13 protein-coding genes and 2 pseudogenes are annotated in these 15680 nt (G+C 64.2%); 10 read left to right on the top strand and 5 right to left on the bottom strand.

The window, feature by feature from the left end:
- Nucleotides 1–77: 77 nt before the first annotated feature.
- Nucleotides 78–974, bottom strand: coding sequence for a LysR substrate-binding domain-containing protein (locus KYK29_RS15360; RefSeq protein ID WP_254691788.1), 897 nt, complete (start codon nt 972–974; stop codon nt 78–80).
- A gap of 104 nt (nt 975–1078) precedes the next feature.
- On the opposite strand from KYK29_RS15360, the pseudogene KYK29_RS15355 reads away from it, so the two are divergent.
- From KYK29_RS15355 to KYK29_RS15335, 5 genes and pseudogenes are all read left to right on the top strand, one after another.
- Nucleotides 1079–1228: pseudogene (locus tag KYK29_RS15355) on the top strand (aldo/keto reductase); the annotation flags it as partial.
- A gap of 16 nt (nt 1229–1244) precedes the next feature.
- Entirely contained in the window at nt 1245–2039 is a 795-nt protein-coding gene (locus KYK29_RS15350) for an SDR family NAD(P)-dependent oxidoreductase (protein WP_254691879.1), read from the top strand.
- 85 nt (nt 2040–2124) lie between these two features.
- Nucleotides 2125–2763 carry a glutaredoxin 2 gene (grxB, locus tag KYK29_RS15345; RefSeq protein ID WP_254691787.1) on the top strand — a complete coding sequence of 213 codons (639 nt, stop codon included), beginning with the start codon at nt 2125–2127 and terminating at the stop codon, nt 2761–2763.
- A 541-nt stretch (nt 2764–3304) separates the two neighbouring features.
- The gene (locus KYK29_RS15340; protein WP_254691786.1) at nt 3305–3508 is read left to right on the top strand and encodes a hypothetical protein; all 204 of its coding nucleotides are present in this window, start codon (nt 3305–3307) and stop codon (nt 3506–3508) included.
- A 56-nt stretch (nt 3509–3564) separates the two neighbouring features.
- Nucleotides 3565–4203, top strand: a complete 639-nt coding sequence (locus KYK29_RS15335; RefSeq protein ID WP_254691785.1) for a hypothetical protein — start codon at nt 3565–3567, stop codon at nt 4201–4203.
- A gap of 52 nt (nt 4204–4255) precedes the next feature.
- On the opposite strand, the gene KYK29_RS15330 is transcribed toward KYK29_RS15335, so the two are convergent.
- On the bottom strand, nt 4256–6226 hold the full coding sequence (locus tag KYK29_RS15330) for a glycosyltransferase family 2 protein (protein WP_254691784.1): 1971 nt from the start codon (nt 6224–6226) through the stop codon (nt 4256–4258).
- A gap of 92 nt (nt 6227–6318) precedes the next feature.
- Between KYK29_RS15330 and KYK29_RS15325 the strand changes: the two genes are divergently transcribed.
- Entirely contained in the window at nt 6319–7197 is an 879-nt protein-coding gene (locus KYK29_RS15325) for a transporter substrate-binding domain-containing protein (RefSeq protein WP_437437259.1), read from the top strand.
- Nucleotides 7198–7209: 12 nt separating this feature from the next.
- Here KYK29_RS15325 and KYK29_RS15320 read toward each other — a convergent pair whose 3' ends face one another.
- On the bottom strand, nt 7210–7875 hold the full coding sequence (locus tag KYK29_RS15320) for a S24 family peptidase (RefSeq protein ID WP_254691782.1): 666 nt from the start codon (nt 7873–7875) through the stop codon (nt 7210–7212).
- Between the two features lie 278 nt (nt 7876–8153).
- Here KYK29_RS15320 and KYK29_RS15315 point away from each other — a divergent pair.
- From KYK29_RS15315 to KYK29_RS15300, 4 genes and pseudogenes are all read left to right on the top strand, one after another.
- Nucleotides 8154–9029: pseudogene (locus KYK29_RS15315) on the top strand (DMT family transporter).
- A gap of 128 nt (nt 9030–9157) precedes the next feature.
- The gene (locus tag KYK29_RS15310; RefSeq protein ID WP_254691781.1) at nt 9158–10654 is read left to right on the top strand and encodes a sensor histidine kinase; all 1497 of its coding nucleotides are present in this window, start codon (nt 9158–9160) and stop codon (nt 10652–10654) included.
- Nucleotides 10651–11097 carry a response regulator gene (locus tag KYK29_RS15305; RefSeq protein ID WP_302795571.1) on the top strand — a complete coding sequence of 149 codons (447 nt, stop codon included), beginning with the start codon at nt 10651–10653 and terminating at the stop codon, nt 11095–11097. The genes KYK29_RS15310 and KYK29_RS15305 overlap by 4 nt, the downstream gene beginning before the upstream one ends.
- Nucleotides 11098–12153, top strand: a complete 1056-nt coding sequence (locus KYK29_RS15300; RefSeq protein WP_254691780.1) for a histidine kinase dimerization/phosphoacceptor domain -containing protein — start codon at nt 11098–11100, stop codon at nt 12151–12153.
- A 36-nt stretch (nt 12154–12189) separates the two neighbouring features.
- Here KYK29_RS15300 and KYK29_RS15295 read toward each other — a convergent pair whose 3' ends face one another.
- Nucleotides 12190–14397, bottom strand: a complete 2208-nt coding sequence (locus KYK29_RS15295) for an FAD-dependent oxidoreductase (RefSeq protein WP_254691779.1) — start codon at nt 14395–14397, stop codon at nt 12190–12192.
- A 13-nt stretch (nt 14398–14410) separates the two neighbouring features.
- Nucleotides 14411–15619 carry an acetyl-CoA C-acetyltransferase gene (locus KYK29_RS15290; RefSeq protein ID WP_254691778.1) on the bottom strand — a complete coding sequence of 403 codons (1209 nt, stop codon included), beginning with the start codon at nt 15617–15619 and terminating at the stop codon, nt 14411–14413.
- Nucleotides 15620–15680: the final 61 nt, after the last annotated feature.

The following is a 15680-nucleotide window of genomic DNA, read 5'->3' as shown; positions in this document are numbered from 1 at the left end:
GTTGAGGCTAACGTGGCGTGGATATACCGCACCATATTAGCCTTTTGCTATAACGGTCCACGACCGCTCTGCGTGTTTCATTGTCCACGCAGCGGGAAGCGCTGGGCGATAAATTCGACGAAGCTGGCGAGCTTGCGGGTTCTGCGCCGGTCGGGCGCGGTGAGGATATGCATCGGGCGGGCGGCGTGCCGCCAGTCCGGCAGGAGCGAAACCAGAAGCCCAGCGTCGATGTCGTCCTGAAGCAGGATGCGCGGCTGAAGAATGATTCCAAGTCCCGCCAGCGCCGCCATCCGCAAAGCGTGCCCGATATTGACGGTGAGGGGGCCGTGAACCTCGACCGTCTCCGTCGTTTTGTCCGGACCTTCGAAGCTCCACTGGTTGCGGGGCGCCCAGTGAGCGAAACCCAGGCAGGCGTGGTTGGCCAGATCGGCGGGACGCCGTGGCGCGGGATGAGCCGCCAGATAGGCGGGCGCGGCGCACAGCGCCATTTCATAAGGCGTCATCGCCAGCGCCCGCAATGAGGTGTCGGCAAGTTCGCCGATGCGGATCACCGCGTCGAAGCCCTCGTCGACCAGATCGACCATCCGGTCGGTGATGGTCAGCTCGACGCTGACGTCCGGATGGGCGCGCAGATAGTCGGGCAGCGCGCGGGCAAGGCTGGTGCTGCCGAAAGTCATCGGCGCGTTGACCCGCAAAAGCCCGCGCGGCGCGCTCTGGCTTTCGGCCGCAAGGTTCTCGGCCGCCTCCACCTCGCTGAGGATCGAGCGGCAGCGCTCCAGAAAGCTCAGGCCCACATCGGTCAGGCTCTGCCGCCGGGTCGTGCGGCGGATCAGCGTCACCTGAAGCCGCTCCTCCAGAGTGCGGATATGCTTGGCGACCATGGCCGGCGACAGTTTCAGTTCATTCGCCGCCGCCGCGAAGGAGCCGAGATCGGCGACTTTCACGAAGACCTGCATGCTGGTGAAACGGTCCATGATTGAACACCCTGAATTTCCAATCAAACAATAAAACCGTTATTTAATGCGCATATCAATGTAATTAGATACGGCATGGACCAATTCACACAAGGAATACGACCATGACGAAGAGACCTCTCGGCCGTTCCGGCCTCTCGATCTCGCCGCTGGTGTTCGGCGGCAATGTTTTCGGCTGGACGGCGGACAAGGCCCGCTCGTTCGACCTGCTCGACCGTTTCGTCGACGCCGGCTTCGAGACGATCGACAGCGCCGCATAAGGAGACCATGATGAAAATCGATCTTGCAGAAAAACGCGCCATCGTCACCGGCTCGACCGCCGGCATCGGCTTCGCCATCGCCAAAGGACTGGCCGGTGTGGGAGCGGATGTGGTGGTCACCGGCCGCACGCAGGCGGCGGTCGACAAGGCGGTGTCCGCTATCGTCGGGCAGCAGCCGGATGCGAAAGTCTCCGGCGTCGCCGCCGACCTCGCCACGCCGGAAGGCGCGGCGGAACTGATCGCCAGGGTGCCGCAGGCGGATATCCTTGTCAGCAATCTCGGCATCTATGGCGCGAAGCCGGCTTTCGAACTGGATGATGCCGACTGGGCGCATATCTTCAACGTCAATGTGACCAGCGCCGCACGACTGGCGCGCCATTACGCGCCGGTCATGAAGGAAAACGGCTGGGGCCGGCTGATCTTCATCTCCAGCGAATCGGCGCAGAACATTCCCGTCGAGATGATTCATTACGGTGTATCGAAGGCGGCGTTGCAGGCGCTGTCGCGTGGTTACGCCAAGGCACTGGCGGGCACAGGCGTGACGGCGAATGCCGTTCTGCCGGGGCCGACCCGAACCGAAAGCTCGGTCGCCTTCATCGCCGATCTGGCGCGCGAAGGCGGCATTGACGCGGCCGAGGCCGAAAGCCGGTTCCTTGCCGAAAACCGTCCGTCTACGCTGATCGGGCGCTTCGCCGAGCCGGAGGAAATCGCCAATCTCGCCGTCTATGTCGCCTCGCCACTATCGAGCGCGACCACGGGCGCAGCGCTTCGGGTCGAAGGTGGCATTGTGGAGAGTCCAAGCTGAGCCCGGCCAGGACACGACCCGCGTCATTGCCGATGAATTCCGGGAGAGCGTTACCCGGAATCCGAACTTACACGGAGCCTTACTGATGAAATTGTATGTTTATGACCATTGTCCGTTTTGCGCCAGGGCGCGCATGATCTTCGGGCTAAAGTCGCTGCCGGTCGAGTTGCGTTTCGTTCTGGAAGACGATGCCGACACTCCCACCGGCCTGGTCGGTAAGAAGACGATGCCTATTCTGGAAAAGGCCGATGGCACTCATATGGCCGAGAGCATGGATATCGTGCACTACGTCGACGGCTTGCACGGGACGCCCGTCGTCATCCCGGTGGAAGAAAACAGCGCGATCAAGCTGTGGCACGACGCAGCGTGGCGGCCTATCCTCAATCTTTCCATTCCCCGTCTGGCCCGTGCGGATCTTCCGGAGTTTGCGACGGAAACCGCGCGCGCCGCATTCAAAAGCCGCCAGACAAAGAATTTCGGGGCGTTCGAGGATTTGCTCGGCCAGAGCCCGGAACTGATCCGCGACATTGAAGTGCAATTGACAGAGCTGGATAGCATGCTTGCCGGACGTGACCATGTGGATGCCGACGACTTCGTGCTTTACCCGTCGCTGCGGATGCTGAGCATCGTGAAGGGCGTTCAGTATCCGGCCAACGTCAGGCGCTACATGGAGCGCATGGAGCAGTCCACCGGCGTCGGCCTGCATTTTGGTCAAGCCAGCTGAAGGCAAACGAAGCGACCAGACGTTCACCGAGCGCTGGAAGCCTGCGGTCGGCACGCTGCTCGCCGTCGCATTGTCTCTGCTGGATTCTCCGTGAGGTGCGCGCCCTGGAAGAAACGCCAGGGTCGCCTTTTGTGGAGCTGGATGGCGCACCTGTGAGGGTGGTGTCTGGAAGGGACGATCCCGGTCAGGCTCCTTCGAAGCGTTTCCGACCATCGACAGGGGCACCAGGACGGTGAAGTGGCATCTGCGGATGGTCGAGAAGCAACAGATGCGTCGGTCAATCCACGCTGCTCACGTGCTCATGCACGTCCGAACGGCAGATCTAAACGGCGACCTTGATGATCGATTGCGGGGTCCCTTCCGACAGCCAGAGCCGACCATCCCGGCCATGTTCCAGCCAAAACCGCCGCTCCTTCAAGCCGCTTGAGCCCGGATAAGTCAGCGGTCTCCATTGCCCGGGCGCAAGCGCGACAATTTTTCCCTTGCCTCCCGATTTTCAAAGATACATCTTGAGTGCATCTTTTAGGATCGCGAGGCTGTCATGGTTGCGAAAAGCGAAGCCGCTGACCTGGAAGCGGCGAGATTGGCCGGGCGCATGGAGCGTCTCGAGATGATGTCCGCCATCGGCAGCCAGGGGCTTTGCGATTGCCCGGCCTGGGTCGTCATGGAGCTTGAGGGCTGCGAATGCAGGAGCCGCCAGTCCGCGACGGGCGGTGGCGGAAAGACCATCGGCGAGACGGGATGAGCATCATGTCGGGAAAAGGCCGGAAAGCCGGGCCGGATACCGCGGCGGAGACACATATGGACTTTCCCGCGTTCTTCGACAGGGTTCCCGTTGTCACGCTGCACGAGCCGCTGGCCGTCGTCCTCGGCACGTCGACGAGCGGTGTCATCGTCTATCGCTATGCCGACGCCGTAAAGCTCTCGGGACATTCCTGCCCGACCGTTGCCGGCGCCTATCTCATGATACGCAAGGGGCTCGCCCGTCTGTATGGTGACGGGTTGCCGGAACGCGGCGGCATCGAGATCCATATGCGCGATGCGCGCGACGAGGGTACGACCGGCGTCGTCGCGGCGGTCGCGACGCTGTTGACCGGGGCAGCGCCTGAGACCGGCTTCGGCGGCATCGGGGCGAACCGCCGCTTCGCGCGCCGGGACCTTCTGCAATTCGATGCGCCGATCGACGGTCTTCTGGCGCTCCGGCGGCGCGATACCGGAAAGGGTGTCATCCTCGATCTGGATATGGCAGCGGTGCCGCCCGATCCCGCAATGAGAGCGCTGTTTCCCAGGATTTCGGCGGAGACGGCGGATAAGGACGAAGAGGCCCGGTTCGCGACGCTTTGGCAGCAACGGGTGGAGCGCATGCTGCTGCAACATGCCGACGATCCCCGATTGATCCGGGCCCATGCATGGGATGCCGCCCCCTCCGGTCTTTCATGAGGCCGATGCATCCCGGCGTGATCGGGTTTGCGTTGACGGCTCGCCGGCTTCGTCAAATCCACGCGGCTGCCGGTTCGTTTCCTGGTCTTTCCGGTCCGCCGGCCTTTTCGGGCAGGGTCCCGGAGGGCGGGATGGGCAGGTCTTCGTCCTTGCCCGAGGGCTGGTGGTGCGTCTTGTTCCAGAAGAACGGTTTCACCGGCAGTTCCTGCAACGCGCGCCAGGAGGCATAGGACATGAGCAGCCAATAGGCGGGCGTGTAGATCCACCGGTGGCCGACGGCCGCGCGTTCGGCCGGGCTCATCGCGGTGCGGCCGAGCAGGATGAAGATGGCGTAGCTCCCGAGGATATTGGTGAGGTCGACGGCGAAAAGCAGGCTGGTCAGGAGGTTTGCGTTCTCCATGGATCGCTGCATGAGCCAGACGACAAGCGCCAGATAGACGACAACCAGCGGATGGAAGAAGGCGGAAAGGATAAGGCCGCCGATCAGTACCTGGGCGACGAGTGCCTGCCATAGCCCCATTTCGCGGACGAGACGGGCCGGCGAACGCGTCAGCACGAGCCAGGTCTGGAGCCAGCCCTTGAACCATCGGGTTCGCTGGCCGATCCACGCCGGGGCGTCTGGCGGCGCGTCCTCATAGGTGGGGCGGGTGATCGTGCCGCAGCGGTAACCGTGACGATAGAGACGCAGGCCGAGGTCCGCATCTTCGGTGACATTGTGCGGATCCCAGCCGCCGACCGCCCTGAGCGTCTCGGTCCGGAAATGATTGGAGGTGCCGCCGAGCGGCATCGGCAGGCGTGCGGCGCCCAGCCGGGGCAGAAGCGCCCGGAACAGGCCCGCGTATTCGAGCCCGAACAAGGCGCAGAGCCAGCCATTGCGCAGATTGGTGATGACGAGGGGAGCCTGGAGGCAGGCGATATCCGCGGGACCGTTTTCGAATGTCCGCCAGGCTTCCTCGAGCTGTTGTGGCTCCACCCGATCCTCGGCGTCGTAAATGGCGAGGAACTGTCCGCGCGCCGCACCAAGGGCATAGGACAGCGCCTTGGGTTTGGTGCGCGGTTCGCCGGGCGGCACAAGGACGATCTCATATTGCGGCCCGAGGGGGATTGCGGCGAGCGCGACGAGCGTCTCCGCGTCGTCCGCTTCGCAGATCAGCTTGATGTCGAGGCGGGAGCGCGGCCAGTCGAGACGGTTGAGGGTACGGATCAGTTGCGGCATCACCGCCGCCTCGCGGTGGAGCGCCACGAAGACGGAATAGACGGGCCTCGGCTTGTCGGGACGGGGAGGAAGAGGCGATTTCCGGCCTCCCCGATAGGAGCGCAGGGCCTCGAGGCGGATCGAGAAGGTCGCGAAGAAGAACAGGCTCAGCAGGAGGTGGGTGAACAGCAGCGCAAGGTCCGGGCGCAGGATCGCCAGGCAGAGGCTCGCGGCAAGCCATACTCCGGCGTAGAAACCCTGCCGGCCCCAGAGCGTGACGCGGGCGCTGGCTTCGGGCGTCCGTTTGAAAAGTCCGTCGATGGTTTCACGCAGCCGCCGATGGCTCCCGACCTCCCAGATGGCCTTGCGCAGGGCGGACGGCGTGGTGATGGCGAGGGCGGTGCGAAGCGGCGGACATCGCTCCAGCCTGCCGGCAAGCGTCATGAGGTTTACAGCTTCGGGTACGATGGCGGTGACCGGGGGCCGGCTGGGATGGTGAAGGCGAACCAGCCGCGGCTCGACGAGCTGGCTGTCGGCTCCCGGCAGATCCTGCACCAGTCCTGCATCGAGAACGGGAAGGAAGGGCAGGTCGAGCAGTTCGGCGAGCGCCTCGTAATAGACCGCCTCCTTCATGTGCCCGCCCGCCAGAAGCTCGGCCTCCAGCGATGTGCCATTGCGGTTCGCGCGCAACAGCAGGCTGGAGATCAGCGGTTTGGAAAAGCCGAGGCGCCGGAAAAGCCGGGCTTCCGCCATGAACGGCAGAGGCACCTCGAAGGCAGGCGGCGGCGGTTCGCCTGCCGGCATGGCGATGCCGATTGCGGTGGCCAAGCGGACGTCATGAGGATATTCTCGCGGTCGCATGCAGCCTTCGCGGCCGCGCAAGCGGCTACGTCCCCCCCCAAAACCCTAAGTTGATTGTAATGTGGCAAATAGCAATTTCACCCCCTAAAACTCATGGGTTTCTTGCTCTTTGTCTGTTCTGGATGACGATCTTCTCCTTGCCGGTCGCCGCCGCCGAAAAGGCTTCCGTCGATTTGCCGATCCTGTTCGATACGCGCGAACGCATCGCCCGTCCCGATCTTTCCGGCGTCCTGCGATTGCGGTTCCTGACCACCGTCGACTTCCCGCCCTTCAACTTCATCGACCAGACCGGGAAGCTCTCCGGCTTTCATGTCGATCTGGCGCGGGAAATCTGCCGTGAACTGGCCATGATGGACAAATGCCAGATCCAGGCGGTGGTCTTTTCCGACATCGAGGCCGCGCTTGCCGACGGTAACGGCGAGGCGGTCGTGGCCGGCATCGCGGTGACGGAGGCGTTGCGCAAGCGCTTCGCCTTTTCCCGTCCCTTCATGCGTCTTCCGGCCCGCTTTGCGGTGCCGCGTCAGACGGCGCTTGCGGGCGTCGCCGATCTGGCGGGAAAACCGGTCGGCGTGCTGGCGGGAACGGCGCATGAGGCGATGATGGCGGCATTTTTCCCGACGTTGAAGTCCGAGCCCTTTGCGGACCGGACAACCCTCTTCGCCGCCCTCGGGACGGGAAAGGTGGCGGCGGTGTTCGGGGACGGCATGCAGCTTGCGTTCTGGACGAACGGCACGCAGGCCGCCGGCTGCTGCCGGCTTTTCGGCGGTCCCTATTTTTCCGAGCACTTTCTCGGCGAAGGGCTGACCGTGATGCTGCGCAAGCAGGACCGGGCGATCGCCGAGGCGGTCGATCATGCGCTGCTTGCCCTGTCGCGAAACGGACGCTTGCAGGAAATCTATCTGCGTTACTTCCCGGTCGATCTTTACGGCGGACTGTAAGAGGAGACGTTTCTACTGGCTGGCCCAGATGATGCGGGCGATCCAGTCGATCTCCCGCATTTCGAAACTGCGGTTCGGATGGTCCGGGTTGAGCGACAGGAGTTCGATGGTGCGCGGACCCTGGCGGTGGAGAACCTTGGCCATCACCTCGCCCTCGCGCGTCTTCACCACGACCCGGTCGCCCCGGCGCACCTGCGCGCCAGGTTCGACGATCAGCACATCACCGTCGCGATAGAGCGGCAACATACTGTCGCCCTGGACTTCCAGCGCGTAGACGCCGGCCTTCCGGCCCGGGGAGGATGGAAATTCCACCACGTCCCAGCCTTGTCCGGCAGGAAAGCCGCCGTCGTCGAAGAAACCGCCGGCGCCCGCCTGGGCAAAGCCGAGAAGGGGAATGGTGCCGGCCTGCGGCGGAAAGGAGCCTTGCGGGAGCGCTGTCTCGTCGGCCGGCCCCGTGAAGAAGGAGAAGAATTCGTCGATCGAGGCGCCGGTGGCGTCCAGAACCTTGGCGATCGATTCCGTCGAAGGCCAGCGCTGGCGGCCGTCGGCGCCCTGCCGCTTCGATTTGTTGAAGGATGTCGGATCCAGCCCCGCGCGGCGGGCGAGGCCGGAGGGAGAAAGCCGGTGACGTTCGGCGAGGGCGTCGATCGCGGCCCAGATCCTGTTGTGGGAAAGCATCCTCGAAAACCCTGCCAAGGCGACAGACCGTTCCATGCGGTCCGATCGGTCGCAAGCATAGCCGACGGCAGTTTCGCCGTAAAGTCGAAAAGGATTATTTTCCTTTTTCTGGCCGTCGTTTCCGCAGGCGTCTTCCGGGGGGAAACAACGCTTTCGCGTTGGATCGTGAAGACGGCGCGTGCAGACGCTACCCGGATTTCCGGCCTCTTTCCCTCGGCTGTGCGGTGCGCTATCAGAAAGCGAGGCCGCTTTCCCCCAAGGCCTTGCGGGGCTCTTCCGTGTACAAGACCGTTTCCTCGGGCATCCTGCTCACGTCCTTCGCCTATTTCCTGTTCACCTTGCAGGATGCCGCGGTCAAATGGCTGGTGGTGGCGCTGCCGGTCTGGCAGATCCTGTTCATCCGCAGCATCACCATCTTCGCACTCTGCGCGGTCTATGGCCGGCGGCCGCTTCTTGTGGCGTCCTGGCGCTAGCCGGTGCTGCGGCCGCTCTTTCTGCGCAGTCTTCTTCTGCTTTCGGCATGGCTCTGTTACTACAGCGCCGCCCGTGACCTCGGGCTTGCGGAACTGACGACCCTCTATTACGCCTCGCCCATTCTGATGACGATCCTGTCCGTCCCTCTTCTCGGGGAAAGGGTGCCGGCAAGCCGCTGGTGCGCGATCGCCATCGGTTTTGCGGGCGTCGTCATCGCCTGCGGCGCGGTTGGCGGCCTCACCCTGTCGCTGCCGGTCTATCTCGCGCTTCAGGCCGCCGCTTTCTGGGCCACGGCCACGGTGCTTCTGCGCAAGACGGCGTTGCAGGAGCGCACCGAGGTCCAGATGGCGATCTCCAGCGGCTTCTTCATCCTGCTCACCGGTCTGGTTGTGCCGCTCGTCTGGCAACCGGTCTCGCCGACGGCGTTCCTGTTGATGGCGGGAACGGGCGTGCTGGCCGGCATGGCGCAGTTCGCTCTCTTCGAAGGCATGCGCCGCGCGCCGGTCTCCGTGCTGGCGCCCTTCGAATATTCCTCGCTGGTCTGGGCCTTCGCCCTTGGATATCTGATCTGGGGCGATATCCCCGGTTCGAATGTCGTGGCCGGTGCGGTACTGATCTGCTCGGCGGGCATGATCATCGTCGCCGGCGAGCGGTTCGGCCGGCTGCGGCCGCGCAGCTGACGCAAATACCCCTCGAAGCGCCGGAAAATCGGGGTGTATGAGGTTGCACAGGTTGCAAGTCGATCCGGTCATTATATGGTCGGTCTGTTGCGGGCGCAGCGAAGGCGTCCCGGACGCGGGGGAATGGAATGCCGATATCGAATGCCGCCTTCGTTCGCTCGACGCTCTTGCTGCTCATCGCCGGCATGGTCGCGCTTCTGGGCATCGTCGGTGCGTCGCTCTGGCTTGCCAACAAGGTGAACGGCACTTTTTCCGATGTGGTGGAAGTGCGCCTGGTGCGCAGCGCCGCCGCGGACCTTCTCTCCACGTTGCAGGAAGCCGAAACCGGGCAGCGCGGCTTCCTTCTGACGACCGATCCGGCTTTCCGCAAACCCTACGACGAGGCGTTGCAGGCGATCGCCGAGAAACGGCAGGAACTGAACGCGCACGCCGCCGCCCTTCCGGAATATGCCGCGCAGGTTGGCGATATCGACCCGCTTCTGTCCGAAAAGCTCGTCGAGCTTGCAAACACCGTGGACCTCGCCGAACAGGGACGGACGGCGGAAGCCATCGCGATCGTGCATAATGACCGCGGGCGCGTCCTGATGGACGAGCTTCGCGCGCGGCTTTCCGCCATCATCTCCGGGGCGGAGGAAAACCTTCAGGAAAATGTCGCCGACACGCTACGTTCGGCCGAGGCGTTGCAATGGACGACTGTCGTCGGCGCCATCGCCCTCGTCGCCATCATCGCCGTCGCCATCGTCGTTATCGGCCAGTATACCCGCGATATTCTCGCCGCACGGCGGGAAGTGGAACTGCTGAACACCTCGCTGGAACGCCGGGTCGACGAGCGTACGCAGGAGCTGATCCGCGCCAATCAGGAGGTTCAGCGCTTTGCCTATATCGTCACGCATGACCTGCGTGCGCCGCTCGTCAACATCATGGGCTTCACCAGCGAGTTGCAAGCCTCCCTCGATGCGATCCGGGCCTATGTGCTCGCTGACGGCAGGAAACCGGGCGAGGGCGATATCCTGGAGGCGCGGCGGGCAGCGGAGGAAGACCTTCCCGAGGCGATCGGCTTTATCCGTTCCTCCACCAAGAAGATGGATTCGCTCATCAACGCCATCCTGAAGATTTCCCGTGACGGTCGCCGCGAACTGAGGTTCGAGCGCGTCGATCTCAAGGCGCTGGCCGAGGCGGGCGCCGCCGCGGTCGCCCATCAGGTGGCCGAGGCCGATGGCGCAATCGAAGTCGCCGCCTCCCTGCCGTCGGTCGTTTCCGATCGCCTGTCGCTGGAGCAGGTTTTCGGCAATCTCTTCGACAATGCCATAAAATACCGCTCGACCGGGCGGCCGCTGCGGATTTCCGTGCGTTCGGCCAATCGGGGCCGCGCCGGCGTCACCATCGAATTCACGGATAACGGCCGCGGCATCGCGCCGGAGGATCACGAGCGGATATTCGAGCTTTTCCGCCGCTCCGGCACGCAGGACAAGCCGGGCGAAGGGATCGGCCTTGCGCATGTGCGCTCGCTGATGCGTAATCTCGGCGGCGATATCACCGTTCGATCCGAACCCGGGAAGGGCACGACTTTCGCGCTTTTTCTCCCGCACGATCTCAGCAAGATAGTCAGGAGTTTGCAGACATGAATGGTTTGGGCAAGGAAGTCACCATCGTCATGGTCGAGGATGACGAGGGTCACGCGCGCCTCATCGAGAAGAACATCCGCCGCGCGGGCGTGCACAACGAGGTCGTGCCTTTCACCAACGGTTCGGACGCGCTGGATTTCGTTCTGGGCGAGGACCGCTCCGGCCTCGTGAGTGCCGGCCGCTTCCTGCTGATCCTCCTCGATCTCAATCTGCCGGACATGTCCGGCATCGATATCCTGCAAAAGATCAAGACCAACGTGCATACCAAACGCCTGCCGATCGTCATCCTGACGACGACGGACGACGAGCGCGAAATCCAGCGCTGCTACGATCTGGGAGCGAATGTCTATATTACCAAGCCGGTCGAATACGACAATTTCGCCAATGCGATCCGTCAGCTCGGCCTGTTCTTCTCCGTGATCCAGATACCCGAGACCCAATAGATGACGGACGGCTCCCTGCGTGTTCTCTATGTCGAAGACGACCCGATCCTGGCGCGTCTCGTCCAGAAGGTGTTTCATCGCTACGGCTACGATCTGCTGCATGCCGAGGATGTCGAGGAAGGGCGGGCGATGCTGGCCGATGGCGACTTGGATGTCGTCGTTCTCGATCATTTCCTGAAATCCGGCACGGGGCTTTCCTTCCTCAAGGAGATCGTAGGCATGCCGGGGGCGGCGCCGGTCGTCTATGTGACGGGCTCCAACGAGGCTCAGGTCGCCATCGAGGCGCTGAAGGCCGGTGCGGCCGACTATGTCGTCAAGACGGTTGGCGACGAGTTCATGCCGCTGTTGGCCAGCGCCGTCGGGCAGGCGCTGGAAACCGCCGCGCTGAAGCGTGCCAAGTTGCAGGCCGATCTGGAGATCAAGCAGGCGAAGGAACGCGCGGAAGTGCTGCTGGCCGAGGTGAACCATCGCGTCGGCAATTCGCTGGCGCTGGCCGCCGCTCTGATAAGATTGCAGATTTCGGGGACTGCGGATGAGACGGTGAAGGCGGCACTTGCCGAAACCCAGGCGCGCATCACCGCCATCGCCGGCATTCACCGGCGGCTCTATACGTCGGAAGACGTCCGCAACGTCGACGCCGCCGCCTATCTCAATACGCTTCTCAGCGAGCTTGACGCTTCCATGCGCGGGGAGGGCACCAGAGTGCGGCTGGCGCGCCGGCTGGAGCCGCTCAGCGTGCCCACCGACCGCGCCGTATCGCTCGGCGTCATCGTCACCGAACTGGTGACCAACGCCTTCAAATATGCCTATGACGTGGAAGGCGGGGAGGTCTGCGTGACATTTTCCAGCCTCGACGGAGAAAGCGCGCTCCTTGCGGTCGAGGACGATGGCGTCGGCTGGAACGGACAGGGTACGGTGAAGGGCACCGGGCTCGGCACGAAGATCATCGGCGCGATGGCGATGAACCTCGGTACGACGCTCGACTATGTGCCCCGGCGTGTCGGGACCCGGGCCGAATTGCGCTTCTTTCTTGCAGGAGCGCCGAAACCGTCGTGACGGCGCTCCCGCCGGCCGTTCAAGCGATGGCGACCGTCAGGCCGCCTTGCGTCCCGTCCCGCCGAAACGGCCATAGAAGGTCTCGCCCCTGGAGGCCATCTCCCTGAGCAGCGGCGTCGGCCGGAAGTGCTCGCCGTAGCGTGCTGCAAGCGTCTCGCAGAGATCCGTGAAGACCTGCACGCCCATGCCGTCGATATAGGAGAGCGTGCCGCCGGTATAGGGTGCGAAACCGAAGCCGAGGATCGATCCGACATCGGCCTCGCGCGGATCGGTGACGATGCCTTCCTCCATGGTGCGGGCCGCTTCCAGCGCGATGGTGACGAGCAGGCGCTGCTTGAGAACCGATATGTCCACGTCTTCCGGCTTCTGCTGCGGATAAAGGTCCTTCAGGCCGGGCCACAGCTTCTTCTTCGCCGGCTTCGGCGGGTAGTCGTAGAAGCCCTTGCCGGCCTTGCGGCCGAGGCGGCCTTCGCCTTCCACCAGTTTCGTCACCAGCTCCATATGGCGCGGATCGACCGATTGCGGTCCGAGATCGGCGACGGAGGCCTTGAAGATCTTGTAGGAGAGGTCGACGGCGACCTCGTCGTTGAGCGACAGCGGGCCGACCGGCATGCCGGCCATCCGGGCGGCATTCTCGATTATCGCCGCCGGCACGCCTTCGATCAGCATGTCGTAGGCCTCGGCCATATAGCGGAAGACGCAGCGGTTGACGTAGAAGCCGCGCGTATCGTTGACGACGATCGGTGTCTTGCGGATTGCGGCGACATAATCGAGCGCGGTGGCAAGCGCCCGGTCTCCCGTCTCCTTGCCGAGGATCACCTCCACCAGCATCATCTTCTCGACCGGCGAGAAGAAATGGATCCCGATGAACTGGCCGGGGCGCTTCGAGTTCCCGGCAAGGCCGGTGATCGGCAAGGTCGATGTGTTGGAGGCGAAGATCGCGTCCGCCTTCAGCACCGCCTCGATCTTCTCCGTCACCTCCTTCTTCACCGTGCGGTCCTCGAAGACCGCCTCGATGACGAGATCGGCGTCGGCGAGTGCCGCATAATCGGCGGTGGGCGTGATGCGGGAAAGCAGCGTTTCGCCGTCCTCCTGCGTCAGGCGGCCCTTGCCCACCGCTCCGGCGACGAGGCCTGCGGAGACGCTCCTGCCCTTGTCGGCGGCTTCCTGGTCGCGGTCGATGAGGACCACCGGAATGCCGGCGGCCGCCGTCACATAGGCGATGGAGGCTCCCATGAAGCCCGCGCCGACCACGGCGATCTTGCCAAATTCCGCCTTCGGCTGGCCGGCCGGGCGGCGCGCGCCCTTGCCGAGTTCCTGCATGGAGATGAAGAGCGACCGGATCATCGAGAAGGCTTCGGTCGTCTGGAGAATATGGGTGAAATAGCGCTGCTCGATCCTCAGCCCGGTGTCGAAGGGCACCTGAAGGCCTTCATAGACGCATTTGAGAATTGCAAGCGCGCCCGGATAGTTGCCCGCCGTCTCGCGGCGCAGGATCGCCGGCGCGGCCGGCCAGAGCTGGGCGGAGGCCGGCGTCCAGATGCCGCCGCCGGGCGCCTTGAAGCCCTTTTCGTCCCACGGCTGGACGGGCTTGAGGCCATCCTTGATCATCTGCTTCGCCGCCGGGATCAGTTGCCCGGGCTCGACGACCTGATGGACGAGCCCCATTGCCCGGGCGCGCGCGCCGGTCAGCGACTGGCCGGTGGTCATCATCTGGAGGGCGTCCTGCGCATTGGCGAGTCTCGGCACGCGCTGGGTGCCGCCGGCGCCGGGGAAGATGCCGACCTTGACCTCGGGCAGCGCGATCTTCACCGATCCGGCGTTCGAGGCGACGCGGCCGTGGCAGGCCAGCGACATTTCGAAGGCGCCGCCCATGCAGGTGCCGTTGATCGCCGAAACCCACGGCTTGCCGCAGGTTTCAAGCTTGCGGAAGAGCGCGCTCATCCGGCCCGTCAGCGCAAACAGCTTTTCTGCCGCGCCTGCGGGGTCCTTCGCCTTTTCCGCCTGCTGGAAGGTGAACATCGACTGGATCATCGAAAGGTCGGCGCCGCCGGAGAAGGAGGATTTGCCGGAGGTGATGACGACGCCCTTGATCCCGCCATCGGCGGCGACGGTGTCGATGATCCCGTCCAGCTCATCCATCACTGCGGCGGTGAAGACGTTCATCGATTTGCCGGGCATGTCCCAGGTGATGAGCGCGATGCCGTCGGCGTCGGTCTCGATGGTGAAGTTCTCGTAGCTCATGTCTTCCTCCGGATCAGACGCGTTCGATGATCGTCGCCGTGCCCATGCCGGCGCCGATGCAAAGCGTGACGAGAGCGGTGTTGAGATCGCGGCGCTCCAGTTCGTCGAGAACCGTGCCGAGGATCATCGCGCCCGTCGCGCCGAGGGGATGACCCATGGCGATGGCGCCGCCGTTGACGTTGATCCTGTCGGGCGCGATGTCGAACGCCTGGCAGTAGCGCAGCACCACGGCGGCGAAGGCCTCGTTCAGTTCGAAGAGGTCGATGTCGGCAAGCGTCATGCCGGTGCGGGAAAAGAGCTTCTCCGTCACGTCCACCGGCCCGGTCAGCATCAGCGCCGGATCGGACCCGATATTGGCGAAGGCCCGGATACGGCCGCGCGGCTTGCGGTCGAGGATCGCCCCGCCTTCCTTCGAGCCGATGAGCACGGCGGCCGCGCCGTCGACGATGCCGGAGGAGTTGCCGGCATGATGGACGTAGTCGATCGCCTCGATTTCCGGATGGGCCTGAATGGCGACGGCCTCGAAGCCCCCCATCTCGCCGGGCATCCGGAACGAGGGTTGCAGCTGGGCCAGCGCCTGCATGTCGGTGCCGGGGCGCATATGCTCGTCGCGGTCGAGGATGGTCAGCCCGTTGATGTCCTTCACCGGAATGACGGATTGGCTGAAATAGCCGTTGTCCCAGGCGTGGGCCGCCCGCTTCTGGCTTTCCACGGCATAGGCGTCGACATCGTCGCGCGAGAAGCCGTATTTCGTGGCGATCAGATCCGCCGACACGCCCTGCGGCATGAAATAGGCCGGGAAGTTGACGGAGGGGTCCATGAACCATGCGCCGCCCGACATGCCGAGGCCGACGCGGGACATGCTCTCCACGCCGCCGGCGACGACGAGATCGTCCGCCCCTTGCGCGATCTTCGCTGCGCCGAGGTTCACGGCGTCGAGGCCGGAGGCGCAGAAGCGCGAGATCTGGATGCCCGGTGCCCGGGTGGAATAACCGGCCTCGAAGGCCGCCCCCTTGGGGATGACGGCGCCGGCGTCCATCACCGGATCGACGCAGCCCATGATGATGTCGTCGACCTTTTCCGTATCGAGCCCGTTGCGGTCGCGCACCGCCTCCAGAACCTTTGCGGCGAGGCGGACGGAGGGCACCTCGTGCAGCGCTCCGTCCTTCTTGCCGCGTCCGCGCGGGGTGCGCACATGGTCGTAGATGAAGACGTCTGTCATTGATCTTTCTCCCTGGAGGCGCGTGAGCGCCGTCGAATCTGCGCCGGAGGCGACTCTACGC

The sequence above is a fragment of the Shinella daejeonensis genome (assembly GCF_024281235.1).
Lineage (GTDB): Bacteria > Pseudomonadota > Alphaproteobacteria > Rhizobiales > Rhizobiaceae > Shinella > Shinella daejeonensis.
The sequence above is the reverse complement of the archived record's forward strand: the minus strand, read 5'-3'. Positions and strand labels throughout refer to the sequence as shown.